General features: G+C 67.8%; 18 protein-coding genes. 9 read left to right on the top strand and 9 right to left on the bottom strand.

Translation table 11 applies throughout. The features are described 5' to 3' along the window. Positions 1–37: 37 nt before the first annotated feature. Entirely contained in the window at positions 38–1,828 is a 1,791-nt protein-coding gene (locus tag DT343_RS08060; protein WP_112862393.1) for an autotransporter assembly complex protein TamA, read from the top strand. Next, a complete protein-coding gene (locus DT343_RS08065) occupies positions 1,825–6,063 on the top strand; it encodes a translocation/assembly module TamB domain-containing protein (protein WP_112862394.1) in 4,239 nt (1,412 codons plus the stop codon). Before DT343_RS08060 ends, DT343_RS08065 begins: the two co-directional genes overlap by 4 nt. A 21-nt stretch (positions 6,064–6,084) precedes the next feature. Here DT343_RS08065 and arsC read toward each other — a convergent pair whose 3' ends face one another. Next, positions 6,085–6,426, bottom strand: a complete 342-nt coding sequence (arsC, locus tag DT343_RS08070) for an arsenate reductase (glutaredoxin) (RefSeq protein WP_112862395.1) — start codon at positions 6,424–6,426, stop codon at positions 6,085–6,087. Beyond that, on the bottom strand, positions 6,426–6,968 hold the full coding sequence (locus DT343_RS08075; protein WP_112862396.1) for a hypothetical protein: 543 nt from the start codon (positions 6,966–6,968) through the stop codon (positions 6,426–6,428). Before DT343_RS08075 ends, arsC begins: the two co-directional genes overlap by 1 nt. 95 nt (positions 6,969–7,063) lie before the next feature. Here DT343_RS08075 and DT343_RS08080 point away from each other — a divergent pair, with 95 nt between their 5' ends. From DT343_RS08080 to DT343_RS08100, 5 genes are read left to right on the top strand one after another with little or no spacing between them, the layout of a single operon-like run. Then, positions 7,064–8,314, top strand: coding sequence for a hydrolase (locus DT343_RS08080; protein WP_112862397.1), 1,251 nt, complete (start codon positions 7,064–7,066; stop codon positions 8,312–8,314). A gap of 1 nt (position 8,315) precedes the next feature. Then, the gene (locus DT343_RS08085) at positions 8,316–9,323 is read left to right on the top strand and encodes an arginine N-succinyltransferase (protein ID WP_112862398.1); all 1,008 of its coding nucleotides are present in this window, start codon (positions 8,316–8,318) and stop codon (positions 9,321–9,323) included. Next, positions 9,320–10,735: a succinylglutamate-semialdehyde dehydrogenase gene (gene astD, locus DT343_RS08090; protein ID WP_112862399.1), complete on the top strand. Its 1,416-nt coding sequence runs from the start codon at positions 9,320–9,322 to the stop codon at positions 10,733–10,735. The genes DT343_RS08085 and astD overlap by 4 nt, the downstream gene beginning before the upstream one ends. Continuing rightward, entirely contained in the window at positions 10,732–12,069 is a 1,338-nt protein-coding gene (astB, locus tag DT343_RS08095; protein ID WP_112862400.1) for an N-succinylarginine dihydrolase, read from the top strand. Before astD ends, astB begins: the two co-directional genes overlap by 4 nt. A gap of 7 nt (positions 12,070–12,076) precedes the next feature. Further along, entirely contained in the window at positions 12,077–13,363 is a 1,287-nt protein-coding gene (locus DT343_RS08100) for an MFS transporter (RefSeq protein ID WP_112862401.1), read from the top strand. 6 nt (positions 13,364–13,369) lie between these two features. On the opposite strand, the gene phhA is transcribed toward DT343_RS08100, so the two are convergent. Beyond that, on the bottom strand, positions 13,370–14,245 hold the full coding sequence (gene phhA, locus DT343_RS08105) for a phenylalanine 4-monooxygenase (RefSeq protein WP_112862402.1): 876 nt from the start codon (positions 14,243–14,245) through the stop codon (positions 13,370–13,372). Between the two features lie 55 nt (positions 14,246–14,300). After that, on the bottom strand, positions 14,301–14,609 hold the full coding sequence (gene hspQ / locus DT343_RS08110) for a heat shock protein HspQ (protein WP_017504111.1): 309 nt from the start codon (positions 14,607–14,609) through the stop codon (positions 14,301–14,303). Positions 14,610–14,754: 145 nt separating this feature from the next. Here hspQ and DT343_RS08115 point away from each other — a divergent pair, with 145 nt between their 5' ends. After that, the gene (locus DT343_RS08115; protein ID WP_112862403.1) at positions 14,755–15,855 is read left to right on the top strand and encodes a Ppx/GppA phosphatase family protein; all 1,101 of its coding nucleotides are present in this window, start codon (positions 14,755–14,757) and stop codon (positions 15,853–15,855) included. Here DT343_RS08115 and DT343_RS08120 read toward each other — a convergent pair whose 3' ends face one another. Genes DT343_RS08120 through gyrA form a run of 5 tightly spaced genes read right to left on the bottom strand, consistent with a single transcriptional unit; the run spans position 15,856 to position 21,825 of the window. Continuing rightward, complete coding sequence (locus DT343_RS08120; protein ID WP_220116516.1) at positions 15,856–16,731, bottom strand: peptidylprolyl isomerase; 876 nt, start codon at positions 16,729–16,731, stop codon at positions 15,856–15,858. It lies immediately after the preceding gene. A 26-nt stretch (positions 16,732–16,757) separates the two neighbouring features. Next, on the bottom strand, positions 16,758–17,621 hold the full coding sequence (locus tag DT343_RS08125; RefSeq protein ID WP_112862405.1) for a peptidylprolyl isomerase: 864 nt from the start codon (positions 17,619–17,621) through the stop codon (positions 16,758–16,760). A gap of 13 nt (positions 17,622–17,634) precedes the next feature. Beyond that, positions 17,635–18,120, bottom strand: a complete 486-nt coding sequence (coaD, locus tag DT343_RS08130) for a pantetheine-phosphate adenylyltransferase (RefSeq protein WP_112862406.1) — start codon at positions 18,118–18,120, stop codon at positions 17,635–17,637. A gap of 53 nt (positions 18,121–18,173) precedes the next feature. Continuing rightward, positions 18,174–19,007, bottom strand: coding sequence for an aminotransferase class IV (locus DT343_RS08135; protein WP_258522527.1), 834 nt, complete (start codon positions 19,005–19,007; stop codon positions 18,174–18,176). A 40-nt stretch (positions 19,008–19,047) separates the two neighbouring features. Next, positions 19,048–21,825 carry a DNA gyrase subunit A gene (gyrA, locus tag DT343_RS08140; protein WP_112862408.1) on the bottom strand — a complete coding sequence of 926 codons (2,778 nt, stop codon included), beginning with the start codon at positions 21,823–21,825 and terminating at the stop codon, positions 19,048–19,050. 122 nt (positions 21,826–21,947) lie between these two features. Between gyrA and DT343_RS08145 the strand changes: the two genes are divergently transcribed. Next, on the top strand, positions 21,948–22,523 hold the full coding sequence (locus tag DT343_RS08145) for a superoxide dismutase family protein (RefSeq protein ID WP_112862409.1): 576 nt from the start codon (positions 21,948–21,950) through the stop codon (positions 22,521–22,523). Positions 22,524–22,544 lie beyond the last annotated feature (21 nt).

The raw sequence follows: 22,544 nt of genomic DNA on the forward strand, positions 1-22,544 counted from the left end.
GTATGCCGGGGGGCGTCCTTTTGACGAAAGATCGAGTTTGACGTTCAGGCCTACCCTGCTGGTCGCCCTCGCGGCGTTTTCGGCCTGCGCCCATGCAGCGGCGGCGGAACCCCGCGCGCAAATCCGGGGCGACATGGACGGCGATCTGCGGCGGGCGCTGGAGCGGGCCGTGGGCGAGGTTGACGGCGCGCCGGCCAGCCGCTTCGAGGCCCGTCGTCGCGCCGAGAGCGCCGTGACCTCGGCGACCGCCCTGCTGCGGTCAGAAGGCTACTATCAACCGGTCGTCGAAGACATCGTCGAGGGTGAGGAGACGCCGATCGCGGTGGTTTCGGTCGAACCGGGGCGCCGTTTCCTGCTGACCGATCCGACGATCCAGTGGGCCGATCCGGCGCCGGAGGCCGAGGCGGCGGACAAGGCCAAGGACGCCATTGCCCTGAAGGCCGGCGATCCGGGGCGGGCGGCGGACGTCATATCCGGCGAAGGTCGGGCCGTGGCGGCGTTGGTGCGTGACGGCTACGCCGACGCCAAGGCCAATCCGCGTCGTGTCGTGGTGGATCACGCGGCCTTCACCGTCGCGCCGGAGTATCGCATCGCCTCCGGCGCGCTGGTACGTCTGGACGGCGTGCGCCTGACCAGCCAGGGCCGAACCAATCCCGCCTGGGTCGCGGGCCTGGCGCCGTGGAACGAGGGCGATCGCTACGACCCCGAGATGGTCGCGGAGCTGGAACGCCGGCTGCTGGACACCGGGGTCTATGACGGCGTCAGCGTCGCGCTGTCGCCGCTGGATCAGATCACCGCCGATGGTCATCGCCCCGTCGTGGTCAGCCTGCAGGACCGGCCGCGTCGCGTGCTGGAGGCCGGCGCCACCTGGTCCACGGCGGAGGGCGCGGGCGTGGATGTGATCCAGACGCACTACAACCGCTTCGGCCGCGCCGACACGCTGAGGCTAGAGGCTCGGCTGGCCGACATCGACAGTCGGATCGGCGCCGACCTGTCCCTGCCCCACTGGCGCCGGCCCGGCCGGACGCTGAAGCTGGGCGCAGCAGTCGTAAACGAAGACACCGACGCCTATCTGCGCACCGCCCTTGTCCTGTACGCCGACCTACAGCAGCGGATCGGCAAGACCTCCTATTTCAACTACGGAATCGGGCTGGACGCCGGGCGCTACAGCGAGACGCGCTACGACTTCAGCACCCTGCCCCCCCAGCGGGTCACCTTCGACCGCAATCTGGCGATCATCACCGCGCGGACCAGCGCCTACATCGACCGCTCCAACGACCCGCTGAACCCGACCAAGGGCTGGCGCGTCAATCTGGCGGTGCAGCCGACGGCGGTGGCAGGGGATAGCAACATCCTGTTCCTGCGCACCGAGACGCAAGGCACCGCCTACTTCCCCGTCGCGGGTGATCGCACCATCCTGGCCGGTCGCATGAAAATCGGCTCCATCGTCGGCGGCAGCGAGCTGAACGTGCCGGCCGACCGTCTGTTCTACGCTGGGGGTGGCGGTTCGGTGCGGGGATATTCCTATCAGGGCGTCAATCCGCAACTGCCGGACGGTACGCCGCGCGGGGGTCTGTCTCTGTTCGAAACCTCGTTCGAAGTGCGCCAGTCGATCGGTCAGAGCTTCCAGGCCGTGGCCTTCGTCGACGCGGGGTCCGTGGGCTTCCAGGAGACGCCCAACCTGACCAACATGCGCTACGGCGCGGGCGTGGGCGTGCGCTACATGCTGCCGTTCGGGCCGATCCGGGCGGATGTCGCCATGCCGCTGAACAAGCGTGAGGGCGACTCGGCCTTCCAGATCTACATCAGCATCGGGCAGGCGTTTTGACCGATACACCGCCCGAAGCCACGCCTGAAGACGCGACGACGCCGGCCAAGGCCGCGCGGCCCGCAAAGCCGCGTCGCGGGCTGATCAGACGCATCGCCCTGGGCGTGGGCGTCGTGCTGGCCGGACTGCTGGTGGTGATCGCCGCCGCCCTGGTCGGAGGGCGTTACTACATCGCCTCGGACGGCGGTCGCGACATGGTTCTGCAACGGCTTCAGGACCTGAAGATCAGCCGCTACGGCCGGCTGAAGGTCTATGGGCTGAAGGGCGACCTGCTCAGCGACTTCACCATCGACCGCATCACATTGGCCGACAGTCAGGGGATCTGGCTGGAGGCGAACAACCTCAGCATGGACTGGTCCTATGTGGCCCTGCTGAGCCGCAGCTTCCATGCGAACGACATCAAGGCCGAGACCATTCGCGTCCTGCGCCGCCCCGTGATCGACCCGCCGACTGGCGAGCCGCCCAGCCCGCAGCCGATCTCGGTCCGCATCGACAAGTTCGCGGCCAACATCGAACTGATGGAAGGCTTCTCCAAGGAATACGGCCGTTGGAGCCTGTCGGGCGACGCCAGCCTGCCACGCAACGGCGCCAAGAGCGCGACGGTCAACGCCGACAGCCTGAACCGGCCCGGCGACTTCCTGCGTCTGGCGGCGACCTTCGGCGGCAAGCTGGAAGATACGCGCCTGAACCTGCGCGCCAATGAGGCTCAGGGCGGACCGCTGGCCGGCGCCTTGGGCTATTCGCCGGATCAGCCCTTCTCGGCGGTCGCGGTTCTGAACGCCGATGTGGTCAATGCGCGGGTCAAGACGGGACAGTTCGTCCCCCTGATCGTCCAGGGCCATTTCGGCGACAAGGGCTCTCGCGTCGCGGGCTTCGCCGACTTCAGCAACTCGGACCTGCTGGCGCCCTTCGTCACCAAGATCGGCCGCACCGCGCGGTTCGGCTTCGCCATGGTCCCGACGCCGGACAAGGCGAGCCAAGGCGTGGCGTGGAAGCTGATTTCCGACAACGTTCAGTCGGAGGCGCGCGGCCTGATCCGCAACTCCGACCGCAGTTCGCCCGACGGAATCAGCCTCAACATTCAGACAGCCTCGCTGAGCCGGCTGGTCGGGTCCGATGTGGCGGGACCAGCGGCCTATTCCGGCCTGTTCAAGGGTGACGCCCAGACCTGGACGCTGGGAGGCCAGGTCACTCTGCTGAACGCCAATGTGGCCAGCTATCGCGCCACGCGCATCGCCGGACCGCTGAACGTCGCGGTCAAGAACGGCCGGATTGATCTGGACGGCGACATTCGCGCGAACGGCGGATCGGGCGAAGGCATCATCGGCGGCCTCCTGGGTCCGGCCCCGCGCGTGCAGATGAAGGCGGCGCGGATGAAGGACGGCGCCATCCTGCTGACCAAGGTTGATCTGCAGGGCCAGGGCCTGACGCTGAACGGCTCGGGCTCGCGCAATCTGCTGGGCGGGATGAGCTTCCGCGGCGAGGCGCAGTTGACCGATGCCAGGCGCGTGCTGCCGGACGCGCGCGGCGCCTTCGGCGGTCCGATCCGGGCTTCGTCGGCGCGGGCCGGCGCGCCGTGGGTGCTGAATTTCGACGGACGGGGCCGCAATCTGACGGTGGGTCTGGACGAACTGGATCGCCTGCTCGGCAAGACCCCGCGCCTGCAACTGGCTGGCAAGCTGAACGGCGGACGCATCGAGGTCGAGCGCGGCGAACTGACCGGCGCGGCCGGTCGCGCGGGCGCCAAGGGCATCATTGAAACCGCCGGCAAGCTGAGGCTGGCGCTGGACTGGAACGCGCGCGGCCCGTTCGCGGCCGGGCCGGTCGAGATCGGCGGCGACATGAATGGACGCGGCGCCCTGACCGGCACACTGGCCCAGCCGCGCGTCGATCTGACCGCCGGCTTCCAGCAGGTCACGGCCGGCGCCCTGACGCTGAACAACGCCGATCTGACGCTGAGCTTCCGCAAGGGGGCAGATGCATCGGACGGCCGGATTTCGGTGGTTAGCGGCTCGAACTATGGTCCGGCGCGCGCCTCGGGCAACTTCTTCCTGGGCGGCAAGCGCATTCGGCTCAGCGATCTGGACGTGGACGCCGGCGGCGTGACGGCCAGGGGCGCCATCGCCCTGTCCGACAGCATTCCCTCCAGCGCGGACCTGACCTTCTCGGCGCGCGCCGGAGCCTTCCTGGCTTCGGGCGAAGCCAACGGACGGGTGCGGCTGACCGACGGCGGCGGATCGGACAGCGCCATTCTGGATGTCAGCGGCCGCAATGTCCGGCTGGCGGGTCAGAGCTGGATCATTCGCAAGCTGGATCTGGACGGGCGCGGCACGCTGAACAACCTGCCCTTCACCCTGGCGCTTGACGTGGGCGGCCCCAACCCGGCGCAGTTCAACGGCACGGGCGTCTATTCGCGGCAGAACACCACCCACGGTCTGACGCTGCGCGGCGGCGGCCGGGTGCGCGAGGTGGCGTTCACGACCCGCAGCCCGGCCTCGATCACTCTGAACGGGGCCACCCGCACGGCTCATCTGGATCTGGGCGTGGGCGGAGGCGTGCTGCTGGCCGACCTGCGTCAGGATGCGCGCGGCGCCGCGGTCCAGGCCGACCTGACGCGGGTCGATCTGGGCTCCATCTCGCCCGAACTGCGCGGCAGCGTGACGGGTCAGGTCGCCCTGCGCGGCGCCGGCAGCGATCTGTCGGGCACGGCCAATATCGCGCTTCAGAACGTGCGCAGCATCGACGCGCCGCGCGGCCTGGCCATCGACGGACGCGTGGACGCGACCCTGGCGGGCGACCGGCTGAGCATCAAGGCGACGGCGGTCGACGAGGGCGCGGTTCAGGCCTCGGCTGACGTCGTCCTGCCGGTCGAGGCCTCGGCCGCGCCGCTGCGCCTGGCCATCGCCCGGACCCGCGAGATGTCGGGCCGGGTGTCGATCAACGGTCAGATCCAGCCGATCTGGGACCTGTTCCTGGGCGGCGACCGCAGTCTGGCGGGCCAGGTGGCGGGTCAGGCGACGATCGGCGGGACGCTGAACGCACCGCGCCTGAACGGCCGGTTCGATCTGAGCCAGGGCTCCTATCGCGAGAATGCGGTCGGTCTGGTGCTCAGCGACCTGACGCTGCGGACCCGGTTCGACGACACAGCCGCCCAGATCGAGACCTTCACGGCCAATGACGGCAAGGGCGGCACGGTGTCCGGCCAGGGCCGCATCGGTCTGCGCCAAGGCTCCGGATCGAACGCGCAACTGATGCTGAACCGCTTCCGGGTCATCGACAACGATATCGCCGAGGCGCGCGCCTCGGGCCCGGTCACCATCGTGCGCGGCGCCGACGGCAATATCCAGCTGGGCGGCCGCATCGACATCGATGAGGCCAAGATCGAACCGGAACTGCCCGGCGCGACCGGCATCGTCTCGATGGATGTGGTCGAGATCAATCGTCCCGGCGGCGATCCGGAAGAGACCGAGCAGAAGGCGCGCGGCCCGCAGATCGGCATGGACATCGTCCTGCGTTCCAGCGGCGGCAAGGTGCGGTTCAACGGTCGCGGCCTGAACGTGATCCTGGACGTGAACGCCCGGGTGCGCGGCACCATCGCCCAGCCGCAGCTGACCGGCACGGCCAATGTGGTGCGCGGGGATTACGAGTTCGCGGGCAAGCGGTTCGTGTTCGATGACACCGGACGCGTCACCCTGTCGACCGATCCCAAGCAGATCCGTCTGAACCTGGCGGCGACGCGTGAGGACGCGGCCCTGACCGCTTCGATCAACGTCACCGGAACGGCCGCGGAACCGAAGATCGCCCTGACCTCCACCCCGTCCCTGCCCCAGGACGAAATCCTGTCGCAGGTGCTGTTCGGACGGTCCGCGTCGCAGCTGTCGGCCTTCGAGGCGGCTCAGCTGGCGGCCGGGGTCGCGGCCCTGGCGGGCGGCGGCGGGTTCGACGTGATCGGCAACCTGCGCGAACTGGCGGGTCTGGACCGGTTGTCGTTCGGCGGCGACGCCTCGGCGGTGACGGTCGCCGGCGGTCGTTACATCACCGACGACGTCTATCTGGAGGTCATCGGCGGCGGTCAGAACGGCGCGGCGGTCAAGGTCGAATGGCAGCCTCGGCGCAACGTCGCCATCGCCTCGCAGTTCGGCGGCCAGGGCCAGACCAGCCTGTCGATCCGCTGGCGTCACGAAAGCCGGGAGGCGGGCGACCGTCGTCCGAACCGGGGCGGCCGCAACCGCTAGGCCGCCCCGCCGGATCTGTGGCTAGAGAACGTCCAGCACCCGCTCCACGGGTCGGCCGATGACGGCGCCCTTGTCGGTTTCGACGATCGGACGTTCGATCAGGATCGGCCGACCGATCGCTGCGGCCAGTATGGCTTCGTCATCCGCGCCGGCGTCCAGCAGCGCCTTGGCGTCGGCTTCCTTCCTGCGCAGAAGGCCCGATAAACCGACGCCGGTTCTGCACGCCAATCGCTCCAGCGTCTCGCGGTCCCATCCGGTCTTCAGATATTCGACCACCGTCGGCTCGACGCCCTGCTCGCGCAGCAGGGCGAGGGCGTTGCGCGACGTGCTGCATTTCGGATTGTGGTAAAGGATGACCGACATCACGCCTCCTGCTTCAGACGATGCAGCAGCATGGCGCCCTGCAGCGACGCGACATAGATCACGCCCGACACGATCAAGGCGGGCCAGGTCGTCAGGTTGATCCACAGCGGAAGGTCCGGCGACGGCATGGTCCCCAGCAGCCGCATCCCCAGATTGGCCACCACGCTGTAGGCGATCAGCGCCAGCATGATGATCGGGATGGCGCGCGTCATCATGCGCCACTGAACCACCGCCACGACGCCATAGAACAGGACGGAGAAGATCGCGCCAGAGGCGATAGCGAACGGCCACATGACCTTCATCATCTCCTGCTGCATGGCCAACTGATCAGCCGACAGGCCCATCTTGGCGTATTCCGCGCTCATCGCCTTTTCGAACCAGCCCGAGGTGAACATCCACCAGGTCGGGATCAGGCCGACGATCAGGGCGATGACCAGGCCGATCACCATGGCGCGCGCCGAACGCTGAGCCTCGGCCATGCCGCGCGGCAGCTTCAGCGGGTTCATGGCGCGGAGCCAGAGATCGATCTTGTTGCGTGTCATGGGGCCCTCGCTTCGAGCGGAACCTAGCGGTGATCGGCGATGACTTACAGGCCCCGACCTTCACCTTTGGGGTCGAGGCGTCTAGGGTCCGGCCGATGCGGATTCTGACCTCGGACCAGGCCGTCCTCGACCACGTCGCCGCGCGACGCGAGACGATCATCGGCCGCACCATCGACTGGGCGAACATCAACTCCGGCAGCCGCAACGCCGCCGGACTGAATGCTGTGCTGGATGTTCTGGAAGCGGCGGCGAGCGCCCTGCCCGCCCGTGTCGAACGTCTCCCGACGCAGGGTTCGACCACCGTCGCCGACGACGGATCGGTGCGGACCGAGGCCCATGCCGACGCCCTGAAGATCACCGCCCGGCCGGATGCGTCGATCCAGGTCGTGCTGACCGGCCACTATGACACCGTCTTCCCCGCCGACAGCCGGTTCCAGACCGTGACCACGCGCGCCGACGGCGCCCTGAACGGGCCGGGCGTCGCTGACATGAAGGGCGGGATCAGCGTGCTGCTGGCCGCACTGGAGGCGTTCGAGACCTATCCGTACAAACACGGCGTCGGCTGGACGGTGCTGCTGAGCCCCGATGAGGAAATCGGATCGCCGGCGTCCGCACCGCTGCTGGCCGAGCTGGGTGCGCGCGGCCATGTCGGCCTGACCTACGAACCGGCGCTGGCGGACGGCACGCTGGCCGGCGCGCGCAAGGGCAGCGGCAACTATCATCTGATCGTCACGGGTCGCGCCGCCCACGCCGGACGCGCCTTCGACGAAGGCCGCAATGCGGTGGCCGGCGCCGCCATCATCGCCGCCGCCCTTCACGGCCTGAACGGTCAGCACGAGGGCGTCACCGTCAACGTCGCCAAGATTTCGGGCGGGGCCGCGCTGAACGTAGTCGCCGACAACGCCGTGGTGCGGTTCAACGTCCGGGTGCCGGACAAGGCCGCCGCAGACTGGATCGACGCATCCGTGCGGGCCATCGCCGCGACGCCGCCGTTCGAGGGCCTGACGCTGGATTTGCACGGTGGCTTCACCCGTGCGCCCAAACCGATGGACGCCGCCCAGACCGCCCTGTTCGAAGCGGTGAAAGAGGCGGGCGCCCTGCTGGGCCAACCCATCGCCTGGAAACCGTCGGGCGGAGTGTGCGAGGGCAACAATCTGCATGCCGCCGGCCTGCCCAATATCGACACCCTGGGGGTGCGCGGCGGAGACATCCATTCGGATCAGGAGTTCGCCTGGCCCGACAGCTTCGTCGAACGCGCCCAGCTCAGCGCTCTGATCCTGTGCAAGATCGCTTCGGGTGAAATCGATGCGGCCAAACTGAAATCCCTGCGGATGGAAACCCTGTAGAATGCTTGTCGTCCGTCCCGCCGGCCCCGCCGATCTCGATCATCTGCTGGAACTGGCCATCCTATCCGGCCCCGGCTTCACCAGCCTGCCTGAAGATCCCGACGCCCTGGCCGATCGGCTGGAGCTGAGTCAGGCGAGCTTCGAAGGTCGCGTGCCCTGGCAAGAGGCCTGGTACACCCTGATGCTGGAAGACGGCGACACGGGCGACATCGACGGCGTCGGCTCGGTCAAGGCGACGGTGGGGCTGAAGCGGCCCTTCTTCTCGTTCCGCGTCGTCAACAACACCGTCCAGTCGCCCTCGCTGGGGGTGAAGCTGGACCACCAGACGCTGGTTCTGGTCAACGAATGCACGGGCTGGACCGAGGTCGGATCCTTGTTCCTGAAGGCGGATCGGCGAAAGGGCGGCGCGGGCCGTCTGCTCAGCCAGTCGCGATACATGCTGATCGGCGCCCAGCCCGAGCTCTTCGCCGACAATGTGCTGGCCGAGCTGCGCGGGGTCTTCACGCCCGACGGCGCCTGCCCGTTCTGGGACCATGTGGCGCACAAGTTCTTTCCGATGGAGTTCGACCACGCCGATCGAATGACCGGCTCGACGGACAAACAGTTCATCCTGGACCTGGCCCCGCGGCATCCGATCTATGTCGAACTGCTGCCCGAACCGGCCCGCGCGGTGATCGGCAAGGTCCATCCACAAGGCGTGCCGGCCATGGCCCTGCTGGAAAGCGAGGGCTTCCGGCCCAATGGTCTGGTCGACATCTTCGACGCCGGTCCGACCGTCGCCTGCGGTCGCGACAATATCCGGACTGTGCGTGACGCTCGGCGCCTGACGGTCCAGATCGTCGAGGGCGTCGAGGCCGAACTGCCGGCCCTGATCTCGACCGACAGCGTCGCCGCATTCCGCGCCGTCCGCGCCAAGGCCGACATCGATGGCGACGCCGTTCACCTGACCGCCGAAACCGCCGCCGCGCTCAAGGTGCGCAGCGGAGACCCTGTGCGAGTAAAATCATGACCCGTTTCACCTCCACCGATCCGGCCACCGAAGCGACTAACTGGGAGGGCGACGCCGCCAGCCCGGCTCAGGTTCAGGCCGCCGTCGACGCCGCCCGCGCCGCCTTCCCCGCCTGGGCCGATGCGCCGCGCGCCGACCGGATCGACGCGGTGAAGCGCTATCAGGCCGTCCTGAAAGACCGCGCGCCCCAGATCGCCGAGGCCATCGCGCGCGAGACCGGCAAGCCGCTTTGGGAAACCAAGACCGAGGCCGCCGCCATGATCGGCAAGGTGGATATCTCGATCCGCGCCTATGACGAGCGAACCGGCGAACGGACCAGCGACACGGCGTTTGGCCGCGCGACCCTGCGGCACCGTCCGCACGGCGTTGCGGCGGTGCTTGGCCCGTTCAACTTCCCCGGCCATCTGCCGAACGGCCATATGGTCCCGGCCCTGCTGGCCGGCGATACCGTCGTCTTCAAGCCGTCGGAAGAAACGCCACTGGTCGGTCAGGTGATGGCCGAAGCCTTCGCCGCCGCCGATCTGCCCACCGGCGTGGTCAATGTGGTCCAGGGTGGGCGTGAGACGGGCGCGGCCCTGCTGGACGCCGGCATCGACGCCCTGATGTTCACCGGATCGGGCGCGGCGGGCGCGCATTTCCGCAGGAAGTTCGCAGACGATCCCCACGTCATCCTGGCGCTGGAGCTGGGCGGCAACAATCCGTTGGTCGTGTGGGACGCAGCGGATGCAGAGGCCGTCGCGGGCATCGCCGTTCAATCCGCCTTCATCACCACCGGCCAGCGTTGCTCGTGCGCGCGCCGCCTGATCGTGCCGGAAGGACCGCTGGGCGATGCGATCGTCGAAGCCATCGCAGCCCTGTCCGACCGGCTGATCTTTGGCCCTTGGGACAGCGATCCCGAATCCTATGCCGGCCCGCTGATCTCGGCGCGAGCGGCCGAGGCGGCGCTGAAGGCGTTGCAGGACCGGATCGACAGCGGGGCCAAGGTCATCCGCGCCTCGGGGCCGGTCGCCAACCTTCCGGGCGCTTTCGTCAAGCCGGCCATCATCGACGTGACGGGGGTCGACGTACCTGACGAAGAGATGTTCGCCCCCTTCCTGTCAGTGACGCGCGTCGGGTCGTTCGAGGCGGCGATCCAGGCGGCGAACGCAACCCGCTACGGCCTGTCCGCCGGTCTGGTCAGCGATGATCCGAAGAACTGGGACCACTTCATCCGCCGCATCCGCGCGGGCGTGGTCAACTTCAACCGTCCGACCACCGGCGCCGCCGGCGACATGCCGTTCGGCGGCTTGGGGGCCAGCGGCAACCACCGGCCCAGCGCCTATTACGCCGCCGACTATTGCGCCTATCCGGTCGCCAGTTTCGAGGCCGACGCCGTCGCCAACATCGAAGGCGAGATCAAGGGATTGCGATGATCAGCGCTGTCGAGGCCAACGCCGACGGTCTGATCGGGCCGACCCATTCCTACGCCGGTCTGTCGCCGGGCAATCTGGCCTCCAGCCTGAACAAGGGCGAGGCGTCCAATCCCCGCGCGGCCGTGCTTCAGGGCCTCGACAAGATGAAGACCCTGGCGGATCTGGGCCTGCCCCAGTTCGTCCTGCCGCCGCATGAGCGACCGAATATCCCCTTCCTACGGACCCTAGGCTTCGCCGGCTCGGACGCCCAGGTCCTGGAGCGGGCCTGGCGGAGCGCGCCCTCGTTCGCCGCCGCCGCCTGTTCGGCCTCGCCCATGTGGGCCGCCAACGCCGCAACCGTGACACCCAGCGCCGACGCCGCCGACGGCCGGGTGCATTTCACGCCGGCCAATCTGCACACCAATCTGCACCGCAGCCTGGAGCACCGGCAGACCAAGCGCGCACTGGACGCCCTATTTCCTGACGCCAGCCGGTTCGCCGTCCACGACGCCCTGCCCGCGGTCGCGCATCTGGCCGACGAAGGCGCCGCGAACCACGTTCGCCTGTGCGCCGAGCATGGCGGTCGCGGCGTCAATCTGCTGGTCTGGGGTCGCGAGGCGTTCGAGCCTTGGGACGGCCCCTTCCCCGCCCGCCAGACGCGCGAAGCGTCGGAAGCCATCGTGCGCCGCCACGAAGCCGGACGGCCGGTCCTGGCCCAGCAATCCCGCACCGCCATCGCCGGCGGCACCTTCCACAACGACGTGGTCTGCGTCGGGGCGCTGGACACCCTCTTCTTCCACGAGCTGGCGTTCGAGGACACGGCCGCAACCCAGGCCGCTATCCGCCGCGCGGCCGATGGTCTGTTCGAGCCGATCTTCGTCGAGGTCTCGTCCGCCGACCTGCCGCTGGCCGATGCGATCTCGAGCTATCTGTTCAACTCCATGCTGATCCAGGTTCCGGGCGAGGATCGCCTGACCCTGATCTGCCCGACCGAGACCCGCGACAACCCACGCAGCCATGCGGTGGCGCAAGCGCTGGCCGCCTCCAACGGTCCGATCGGCAAGGTGCACTACGTCGACGTGCGCCAGTCGATGCGCAACGGCGGCGGACCGGCCTGCCTGCGGCTGCGTGTCGTGCTGACCGAGGCCGAGCTGGCGGCGACGAACCCGGCCGTGCGCCTAACCGACGATCTGCATGCGCGTCTGTCGGACTGGGCCGGGCGCTGGTACCGCGACGAACTGCGCCCCGCCGATCTGGCCGATCCTGACCTGCTCACGGAAAGCCGCAGCGCGCTGGACGAGTTGACGACGATCCTGAACCTCGGAACCGACTTCTACCCCTTCCAGAGAGGCTGATACGGCCATGACGACCACAGCGCCCATGAGCCCCGCCCGCCGATTGAGAAATATCGTCGGCGGATCGGCCGGCAATCTGGTGGAGTGGTTCGACTGGTACGCCTATGCGGCATTCACCCTGTATTTCGCGCCGGTCTTCTTCCCCAGCGAAGACCCGACCGCGCAACTGCTGAGCGCCGCCGCCGTCTTTGCGGTGGGCTTCTTGATGCGGCCCATCGGGGCATGGATCATGGGTGTCTATGCCGACCGCAAAGGTCGCAAGGCGGGGTTGACCCTCTCAGTGACTCTGATGTGCACCGGTTCGCTGATCATCGGCGTGACGCCCGGCTATGCCACGATCGGCCTGGCGGCGCCGGCGCTGCTGCTGTTCGCACGGCTGTTGCAGGGGCTGAGCGTCGGCGGAGAATACGGATCCAGCGCCACCTATCTGTCCGAAATGGCCGAGCCGCATCGCCGGGGCTTCTGGTCCAGCTTCCAGTACGTCACCCTGATCTCGGGCCAGTTGATCGCCCTGCTGCTGTTGATCGTGCTGCAAAATACGTTGAGCGAGACGGCGCTGGCGTCGTGGGGCTGGCGCATTCCCTTCTTCGTCGGCGCGGGCCTGGCGGTCGTCGTCTTCTGGCTGCGTCGCCGGCTGGACGAGACCCATAAGGCGACCGAGGCCAAGGACGCCCCGAAATCCAGCGCCGTTCAGTTGATCCTGAAACACCCGAAAGAGGCGTTGATGGTGCTGGGCCTGACCGCCGGCGGCACCTTGGCCTTCTACACCTACACCACCTACCTTCAAAAATTCCTGGTCAATACGAGCGGGTTTTCCAAGAACACGGCGACAGAAATCAGCGCGGCGGCCCTGTTCGTCTTCATGCTGCTTCAGCCGGCGGTCGGCGCGCTTTCGGACAGGGTGGGACGCCGTCCCGTGATGATCGCTTTCGGCGTGCTGGGGGTGTTGTGCACCGTGCCGATCATGACGACCCTATCGACGGTCGAGAGCCCTTTCGTCGCCTTCCTCTTGGCGCTGGCCGGCCTGGTCATCGTTTCGGGCTACACCGCGATCAACGCCGTGGTGAAGGCCGAGTTGTTCCCCGCCCACATCCGCGCCCTCGGCGTCGCTCTGCCTTACGCCATCGCCAATGCGGTGTTCGGAGGCACGGCGGAATATGTGGCGTTATGGCTTAAGGGCGCGGGCGTCGAGAGCGTATTCTTCTGGTATGTGACCGGCATGATCGGACTGTCGCTGCTGACCTTCATCCGTATGCGCGACACCAAGCACAACAGTCTGATCACGCACACCTGACGCCGATCAGGCCGCGAACCGCCCGCCGCGCTGGGCGTAGGCCTGGGTGCCGCGGGTGAAGACGTGGTCGGTCGGCAGGACGGTTTCGATGGCGAGGTCGTCCTTGCCTTTCAGCGCCGCATAGACCGGGCCGAAGTCCTTGAGGGTCTCGTCTTTCAGGGCTTCCAGGCTGTCGATGACGAAATAGACCTGCTGGAAGTCATCGATCCGGTAGAGGGTCCGCATCACCCGCTCCAGGTCGAAACCCAGGCGGTTGGGCGAAGGATCGTCCAGAGCAAAAACGCTCTCGGTCGCCGAAGAAACGATGCCGGCGCCGTAGATGCGAAGGCCGTCCGCCTCCTTCATCAGGCCGAACTCGACCGTGTACCAGTACAGGCGCGCCAGGTTCGGCAGCATGCCCAGGCTGGCCGCCCGCTGCCCGCCCTTGCCATAGGCCTCCATATAGGCGGCGAAATCTGGGTCGGTCAGCATCGGCACGTGGCCGAAGACGTCGTGGAAGATGTCGGGCTCTTGGAGATAATCCAGTTGGTCGGGTTTGCGGATGAACTGGCCCGAGACGAAGCGGCGATTGGCCAGATGGTCGAAGAAGACCTCATCCGGGACCAGGCCAGGCACACAGACGACGGTCCAACCGGTCAGGGCCTGGAGCTTGGGATTGATCACGTCGAAGTCGGGGATGCCGCCGGCGTTCAGGTCCAGTGCGTCCAGTCCCCGCATGAAGGCGTCGCAGGCGCGACCGGGCAGGATCTTCATCTGCCGGGCGTAAAGCGTGTCCCAGGTCTGGTGCTCGACCTCGGTATAGGCGGCCCAGTTCTGGGGAATGGTCCAGTCGGCGGCCGCGCCCTCTGGCGGCTGTTCGAAGACGTGTTCGAAGTCGGACATGGCGTATTCCTCTTTTGCCGCCATCCTAGCCCGGAGCCGCCACGGCTTCCAACCGTCAGTGCAGACGTTCGTCCAGCGGAGCGTGGTGGCCCATGCCGTCGGTGGTGAACCACCGCTCGGCGTCATCGGGCAGCAGGACGGAATCGCCGTCTTCAAGAGCGCCCTCGGCGGCGTAGGCGACAAAGCCGCCATCCTCGCCCAAGGCGAAGACGCGGTAGAAGGGCTGGTCCGGCCTGACTAGGCCGCTTTCACCGGCCGGTCCCTCATAGGCGTGATCGACATCCATCACGACGCCACGAAAGGCGTCGTCGCGGTGGCGTACGATCTGGCCGATGGCGAAACGTGCGGTCTGAATGCGGGTCATCACGCTTCATACGAGTAAGCGCATGACCCCAATGCCTGCCGGTCTGTTCATCTTCCTGACAGAATGGCTTGGCGCGGACGATCCTGGCGGGTTAGGCTGACCAGGACGGGCGCCGCTTTGGACCGCCCACAACGGATGACGGCCCATGCCGGAGACCCACGGCGCGCCTCGACGGCGCGACGAGCGGTCCCAGCCTTCCCGTTCGCGGGATGCGTCGGGTCGAGATGCGCCGCTGTATGGCGCGCTCGATCTGGGGACCAACAATTGCCGGCTGCTGATCGCGCGGCCGTCACGCGAAGGCTTTCGCGTGGTCGATAGCTTCAGCCGCATCGTGCGGCTGGGCGAAGGGCTGTCGCGGACGGGCCTTCTGGACCCGCGCGCCATGGACCGGGCCTATGACGCCCTGGCCCTGTGCGCCGAGCGGATCGTGCGCAAGGGCGTCGATTCGGCGCGATTGAGCGCCGTCGCCACCCAGGCCTGCCGCGCGGCCGAGAACGGCGCCGACTTCATCGACCGTGTGCGCAAGGGCACGGGCCTGCGCCTGCGCATCATCGATCCCGCCGAAGAAGCGCGTCTGGCGGTCGAGGGATGCCTGAATCTGATCGACCCCAAGGCCGAGGCGGTGCTGGTCATCGATGTTGGTGGCGGCTCGACCGAGATGTCGTGGCTGAAGCGCAGCGGAACCGACTGGACGACCACCGCCTGGATGTCGGCGCCGGTGGGGGTTGTGACCCTGGCCGAGCGGCATCCCGAGCCGCCGCACTCCGGCGAGGCCTGGTACGAGGCCATGGTCGCCGACATGGGGGCGGCCATTGCAGCGGGCGGGATCGTCGATGAACCGATGCTCGAGCTGTTCCGGCAGAACCGGGCGCATCTGGTCGGCACCTCGGGCGCGATCACCAGCCTGGCGGGCATCCACCTGAATCTGCCGCGCTACAATCGCGACCGGGTCGATGGCTTGTGGATGACGCGCGCCGACTGCGAGGCGGCGGCGGATCGCCTGAAGGCGCTGGGGCCCGATGGGAGAGCGCGCGAGGCCTGCATCGGTCCCGATCGGGCGGATCTCGTTTTGGCGGGCGCCGCCATCCTGGAGGCGGTGCAGCGCGCCTGGCCGTCGGAACGCGTGCGGGTCGCGGACCGGGGCCTGCGCGAAGGCCTGCTGCTGCAACGGATGCGCGAAGACAAGAAACCGCCGAGGGGACGGCGTCGGCGACGCGGTCGGGGGCGGCCGGCCGCCGCCACCTGATCAGGCGGCGGGCGTCACGCGCACCGGCAGTTCGATGTCGCAGACCGAGAAATCCGCGCCGCGCGCCTGACGCGCCTGCTGCGCCAGGGTCTGGAAGGTGGCGGAGTTGGTGTTGAGGACAGCGGCCGTCGGACGTTCGGCGGCGGGCAGATCCGACGCCACGCGGACACGGGTCATCTGATCCGGTCCCTGAACCAGACCATCCGGCGTGTCGCTGGCCTTCAGCGATCGCACGACATCCAGACCGGACACGACCCGACCCCAGACGGTGTAGCGCTTTTCCAGCGCCGGATAGGCCTGACGCATCAGGAAGAACTGGCTGTTGGCGGTGTCGTTACCTTCGTCACGCGCCATGCCCGCGACGCCCGGGCAATATAGCGCCCAACCGTGGACCTTCTTGTCGCTGGTGCCGGACATCAGGGCGTCGGGCTGGGTCTGGACCGGAATGGAATCGATGAAGCCGACCAGGGCGCCGACCGGAGCCGCCACCGGGGTGAAGGCCATGTCCGCGCCACGTCGGAAGGTGAACTCGGCCTTCAGGTCGGGATACCAGCTCTGGCCCTCGCCCGTGCCCAGCGGATCGCCGGTCTGGGCCATGAACCAGTCGATTACCCGGTGCCAGACCAGGTTGTCGAAGAATCCGCGCGACGCCAGCAGCTTGATGCGTTCGACATGGGCGGGCGCGATCTGGGGCACCAGTTCGACCAGAACCCGGCCCTTGTTGGTGTCGATGACCAGCAGGTTCTCGGGCGCGATCGTGCGCCATTCGCCGGGCGGCGGCGGAGGCGCGGGAACTGCGGTCGCGTCTTGCGCCAGGGCGGCGCCCGCCGTCGCAGCCAGCACGGCCGCCGCCATCGCCATCGTTCGTATCGTCATCTTCCCCTCTCCCGTTTGCGAAAGCCTCAGCCGCCCGTCACTTCGGCGACCGGCTGAACATCGCAGACGCTGAAGGCCGCGCCGCGCGCGGCGCGCGCCGTGGCGATCCGTTCGGCGAAGGCGGCGCTGCCGGCGTTCAGCACGCGCACCGTCGGACGCTCGGCTTCGGGCAGGGCCGAGGCCATGCGGACGCGGGTCATGATGTCGGGATCGGTCACCTTGCCGTCCTCGGCGTCCGAACCTTTCTTCAGCTTGCCGACCACGTCCAGGCCGGACACCACGCGACCGAAGGCGGTGTAGATACCGTCCAGTTGTTCGCGCGCGCCCATCATCAGGAAGAACTGGCTGTTGGCGCTGTCGGGCGACCCCGAGCGGGCCATGCCCAGCACGCCGGGACAGAACAGGCCGTGGGCGTCGACCTTGAAGTCGGCGGTAACCATCATCTGAGCGTCGGGTTGGGTCTGGACCGGCAGATCGCCGACCAGACCGCGCACGCCCGCACCGACGCTGGGCACGGCGACGAAGCCAGCGTCGCGCCCACGACGGAAGCTGAACTCGGCCTTCAGGTCCGGCAGTTCGCTGCCGCCCTCGCCCGTGCCCTTCGGATCGCCGGTTTGCGCCATGAAATCAGGGATGACGCGATGGAACTTCAGACCATCGTAGAATCCTTGGTTGGCCAGGGTCCGGATGCGTTCCGCATGGTTGGGCGCGGCGACGGGGATCAGTTCGACCAGCACCCGCCCCTTGGACGTATCGATAACCAGCAGGTTTTCCGGCGCAATGGTGCGCCAGTCGGACGCCGCCGGCGCCGTTTGCGCCACAGCGGGGGCCTGGGCCGCGCCAGCCGCGAGAAGAGCGGCGACGGTCGCTGCGATGATGGCGGTACGCATGGTCTTGTCTACCCTAACCGTTCTTGACCTTGGCCCGCACGCGCTCGGCGATAACGGGGCTGACGAAACTGTCGATCGCGCCATCCAGCCGGGCGATCTCCTTGACGAGCCGCGAGGCGATCGCCTGATGGCGCGGATCGGCCATCAGGAATACGGTCTCGATGTCCTGATTGAGGCGCTGGTTCATGGCCGTCATCTGGAACTCGTATTCAAAGTCGGCGACGGCGCGCAGACCCCGGATGATGACGCTGGCGTCCAGCTCTTCGGCGAAATGCATCAGCAGGGTCGAGAACGGCTGGACCACGATGTCGCCGCCGAGCGGCGCCATCTCGGCCTTCAGCATCTCGACCCGCTCGGCGGTGGAGAAGAGCGGCCCCTTGTCGTCGTTCTGGGCCACGCCGATGACCAGCCGGTCCACCAGCTTCAGCGCGCGCTTGATGATGTCGGTATGCCCGTTCGTCACCGGGTCGAAGGTGCCCGGATAAAGTCCGATGCGCATGCGTGTCTCCCCGGCCTGTCGCGTGGCGTCAGCGTCGTTTAGCAGGTGCGAAATCAGCGGCCTAGCCAGCTGACGCCTTCGTCATCGTCATGATCCGCGATGGGCTGGGGCGCCTGGGCGCTCCAGGCCGCTTCGACCTTGGCGAGCGAGACCGGATCATTGGCGAATGCGACATCGTCGATGGCGGTGATCGGACAGACGGGCGTGGCGCTGTTGCAAAGAATGGCGGCGTCGAACGCGCCGATCTCGTCGAGACGGATCGGCCGCATTTCACTGGTCAGACCGACCTGGGGCAGCCCGCGCGTGATCAAGGCCTGGGTCACGCCGGCCAGCATCGGGGCCTGGGGCCAGACGATCCGGTCGCCCTGGACAAAGCCGATGTTCCACAGCGTGCCCTCTGACACCCGCCCTTCACCATCCACAAACAGGGCGTCGTCAAACCCGGCGGCACGCGCAGCGCGGCGGGCCCGAATCAGGCCGAAGGTGGCGAAATGCTTCAGATGCGGCGTCTCGCGTTCATTGGGCATGGCGGTGATCCGCACCCGGTTCGCCAGCGGCGGCGGCGCAGGGGAGACGCTGGTCATCACCTTCGGTCGGCCGACGTAGGTCGGGTTGCGATGGCCGATCTCGGGCGAGAACAGGCTGACACGCAGCCAGCAGGCGTCACGACCGGCGACGGCCAACGCCATCAGACGCCGAAACTCCGCCTCGCCGGGGCTTTCGCCGAACAGTTCGACGGCGGCCTGCTCCAGACGCGCGAGGTGGAGGTCGAGGCCGCGCGCGGCGCCGTGCTCGACGCGGAAGGAGGTGTAGGCGCCGTAGTTGACCAAGGCCAGGTGCGCCAGGTCGTCAGGCGTGGCGGGAAGGCCGTCGATCAGGATCTCCATGCTCAAGCGATCCTTCCCTGCTCCGCTGCGCGGAGGCGGATCAGGCCTCGCCGCCCTCGTCGCCGGCGACATCGGCATCATCCGCGCCGCCGCTTTCCGGCAGGCGTTCGACCGAGACGACCTTCTCGTCCTTGCCGGTGCGGAAGATGGTGACGCCCTGGCTGGAGCGGCCGACGATGCGGACCTGGTCGATGCGGGTGCGGATCATCTGACCGCCCGAAGTGACCAGCAGCAGATCGTCCGTCTCCTCGACCGGGAAGGCCGCCGCCAGACGCGTGCCGGCGCGACCGCCCAGGCCGTGGGCCGTCAGACCCTGACCGCCACGACCGGTACGGCGGTATTCGTAGGCCGAGGACCGCTTGCCGAAGCCGGTTTCAGTGACCGTCAGGATGAACTGTTCGGCGGCGCCCAGTTCGGCGATCCGCTCGACCGAGAGAACGGCGTCGCCGGCGGCCTCGTCGTCGGCCTCGACAACAGGCGCGTCCTCTTCCGCATCCGCGCCGGCCAGGGCCTTGCGCATGGCGTTGGCGTGTTTGACGTACGCGGCGCGTTCTTCCGGCGTCGCGTCCACACGGCCCAGGATGGCCATGGAGATGACCTCGTCGCCGTCCTGCAGCCGCACGCCCCGAACGCCGGTCGAATCCCGTCCCTTGAACACGCGCACGTCGTCGGCCTTGAACCGGATCGCGCGGCCCAGCGCCGTGGTCAGCAGCACGTCGTCGTCGGCCGTGCACAGGCCGACGCCGACCATGCGGTCAGAGCCTTCCAGCTTCATGGCGATCTTGCCGGCGCGGTTCACCGTGGCGAAGTCCGACAGCTTGTTGCGCCGCACGTCGCCGCTCGAGGTGGCGAACATGATGTCGTAGTCGCCCCAGGTCGTCTCGTCCTCGGGCAAAGGCAGGACGTTCATGATGCTGTCGCCCGGCTCGATGGGCAGCAGATTGACGAAGGCCTTGCCCCGCGACTGCGGATTGCCCAGCGGCAGACGCCAGGTCTTCAGCTTGTAGGCCTTGCCGTTGGTGGCGAAGAACAGGACAGGGGTGTGGGTCGAGGCGCTGAAGACGCCGGTGATGGCGTCCTCGTCCTTCATCGACATGCCGCTGCGACCCTTGCCGCCGCGGTGTTGGGTCCGATAGGCGTTCAGGGCCACGCGCTTGACGTAGCCGCCGTGGGTGACGGTGACGACCATATCCTCGCGTGGGATCAGGTCCTCATCCTCCATCTCGCCGTCGCCTTCCCCGATCAGGGTGCGGCGCGGAACGGCGAACCGATCCTTCACGTCGATCAGGTCGTCGCGGATGATGGCCAGGACGTTCTTGCGGTCCGACAGGATGGTCAGGTGGCCCTGGATGGTGTCGGCCAGGCCATGCGCCTCGCCAAAAATGTCGTCGCGGCCCAGGCCGGTCAGACGCGACAGGGTAAGGGCCAGGATGGCGCGGGCCTGTTCGTCGGTCAGGCGTATCTTGTCGCCCTCGACGATGACGGTGCGCGGATCGGCGATCAGCTCGACCAGGGCCATCATGTCGCCGACGGGCCAGGCCTTGGCCTGCAGACGCTCGCGCGCCTCGGTCGGATCGGCCGACGATCGGATGATGTGGATCACCTCGTCGATATTGGCGACGGCGACGGCCAGACCGACCAGGACGTGGCCGCGGTCGCGGGCCTTGTTCAGCTCGAACTTGACGCGGCGAACGACGACTTCCTCGCGGAAATCGAGGAAGATCTGCAGCAGCTGACGCAGGCCCATCTGCTCGGGCCGGCCGTGGTTCAGCGCCAGCATGTTGACGCCGAACGAGCTCTGCATGGCGGTATAGCGCCACAGCTGGTTCAGGATCACGTCGCCGGACGCGTCGCGCTTCAGCTCGATTACGATCCGCATGCCTTGGCGGTCGGATTCGTCGCGAACGTCGGAAATGCCTTCCAGCCGCTTCTCGCGCACCATTTCGGCGATGCGCTCGATCAGGGTCTGTTTGTTGACCTGATAGGGCAGTTCGGTGACGACGATGGCCTCGCGGTCCTTGCGGATCTCTTCCACCGAGGCGCGGCCGCGCACGACGACCGAGCCGCGACCGTCGCGCAGGGCGTTGCGCGGCGCGGTGCGGCCCATGATCTCGCCGCCGGTCGGGAAGTCCGGACCGGGCACGATGTCAAGCAGGGCGTCGTCGGAGACGTTGGGATCATCCAGCAGGGCCAGGGCCGCATCCACGACCTCGCCCAGATTGTGCGGCGGGATGTTGGTCGCCATGCCGACGGCGATGCCGCCCGCGCCGTTGACCAGCAGGTTCGGAATCCGGCTCGGCAGGACGACCGGCTCCAGCTCCTTCTCGTCGTAGTTCGGCTGGAAATCGACCGTGTCCTTGTCGATGTCGGCCATCAGGGCGACGGCGGCCGGGGCCATCCGGGCCTCGGTGTAACGCATCGAGGCGGGCATATCGCCGTCGACCGAACCGAAGTTGCCCTGGCCGTCGACCAGCATCAGCCCCATCGAGAACGGCTGCGCCATCCGCACCAGGGCCATATAGACCGAGGCGTCGCCATGAGGGTGGAACCGGCCCAGCACGTCACCGACCACGCGGGCGCATTTCGAATAGCTGCGCTCGGGCGTCATGTTCAGGTCGTGCATCGAATACAGGATGCGACGGTGAACCGGTTTCAGCCCGTCCCGGGCGTCGGGAAGCGCGCGCGAGACGATCACGCTCATGGCGTAGTCGAGGTACGAACGCTTCAGTTCGTCCTCGATCGTGATCGTGGAAATGTCGGAGCCGCCGCCTCCCGGAACGATCGGAGATGCGGCGTTTTCGTAGCTGTCGTCGGTCAATGAAGCGTGGCTTTATGCGGCCGGAATCGGAACGTGATCCGCTGTGACGATTTCTAGCATTCCAGGGCCTCGGTGGCAAAGCGACGTCGCCGTGAAAGCCCGTCTCTGAAAGGACTTTCGACATGCGCGCCACCCGCCTCGCCGCCGCCCTTCTCCTCGCCTCCCCCTTGGCCTTGATAACCGCCTGCGCCGCGACCGGAAACGCGCCCCAGGCGGCCGTCGAACGCGCGCCCGTCGGCGCGACGGGACAGGCGGTTCTGATCAACGCCTCGGGCGCCAATATCGGCCGCGTCGATTTGCGTCAGGGGCCGACCGGCCTGCTGATGAAGATCGAGGCTTCGGGTCTGACACCTGGCTGGCACGGCATCCACATCCATGCGACCGGCGAATGCGCCGCGCCCTTCACCTCGTCCGGCGCCCACATCAACCACGGCGAGCCCAAGGCTCCGCACGGCCTGTTGAACGCCGCCGGGCCGGACGACGGCGACCTTCCCAATGTCTGGGCCGGTGCGGACGGCAAGGTGAACGCGGAGCTGTTCACGACCCGCGCCCGGATCTCGTCCGAAGGCCCCGGCCAATGGCTGTGGGACGCCGACGGCTCGGCCATCATCATCCACGCCAACCCCGACGACCATTCGACCCAGCCCATCGGCGGCGCCGGCGACCGGGTGGCCTGCGCGGCGCTCAGCGCAAGCTAAGTCTTTCTACGATACGGAAGA

Source organism: Brevundimonas vesicularis (assembly GCF_900445985.1).
Lineage (GTDB): Bacteria > Pseudomonadota > Alphaproteobacteria > Caulobacterales > Caulobacteraceae > Brevundimonas > Brevundimonas vesicularis_D.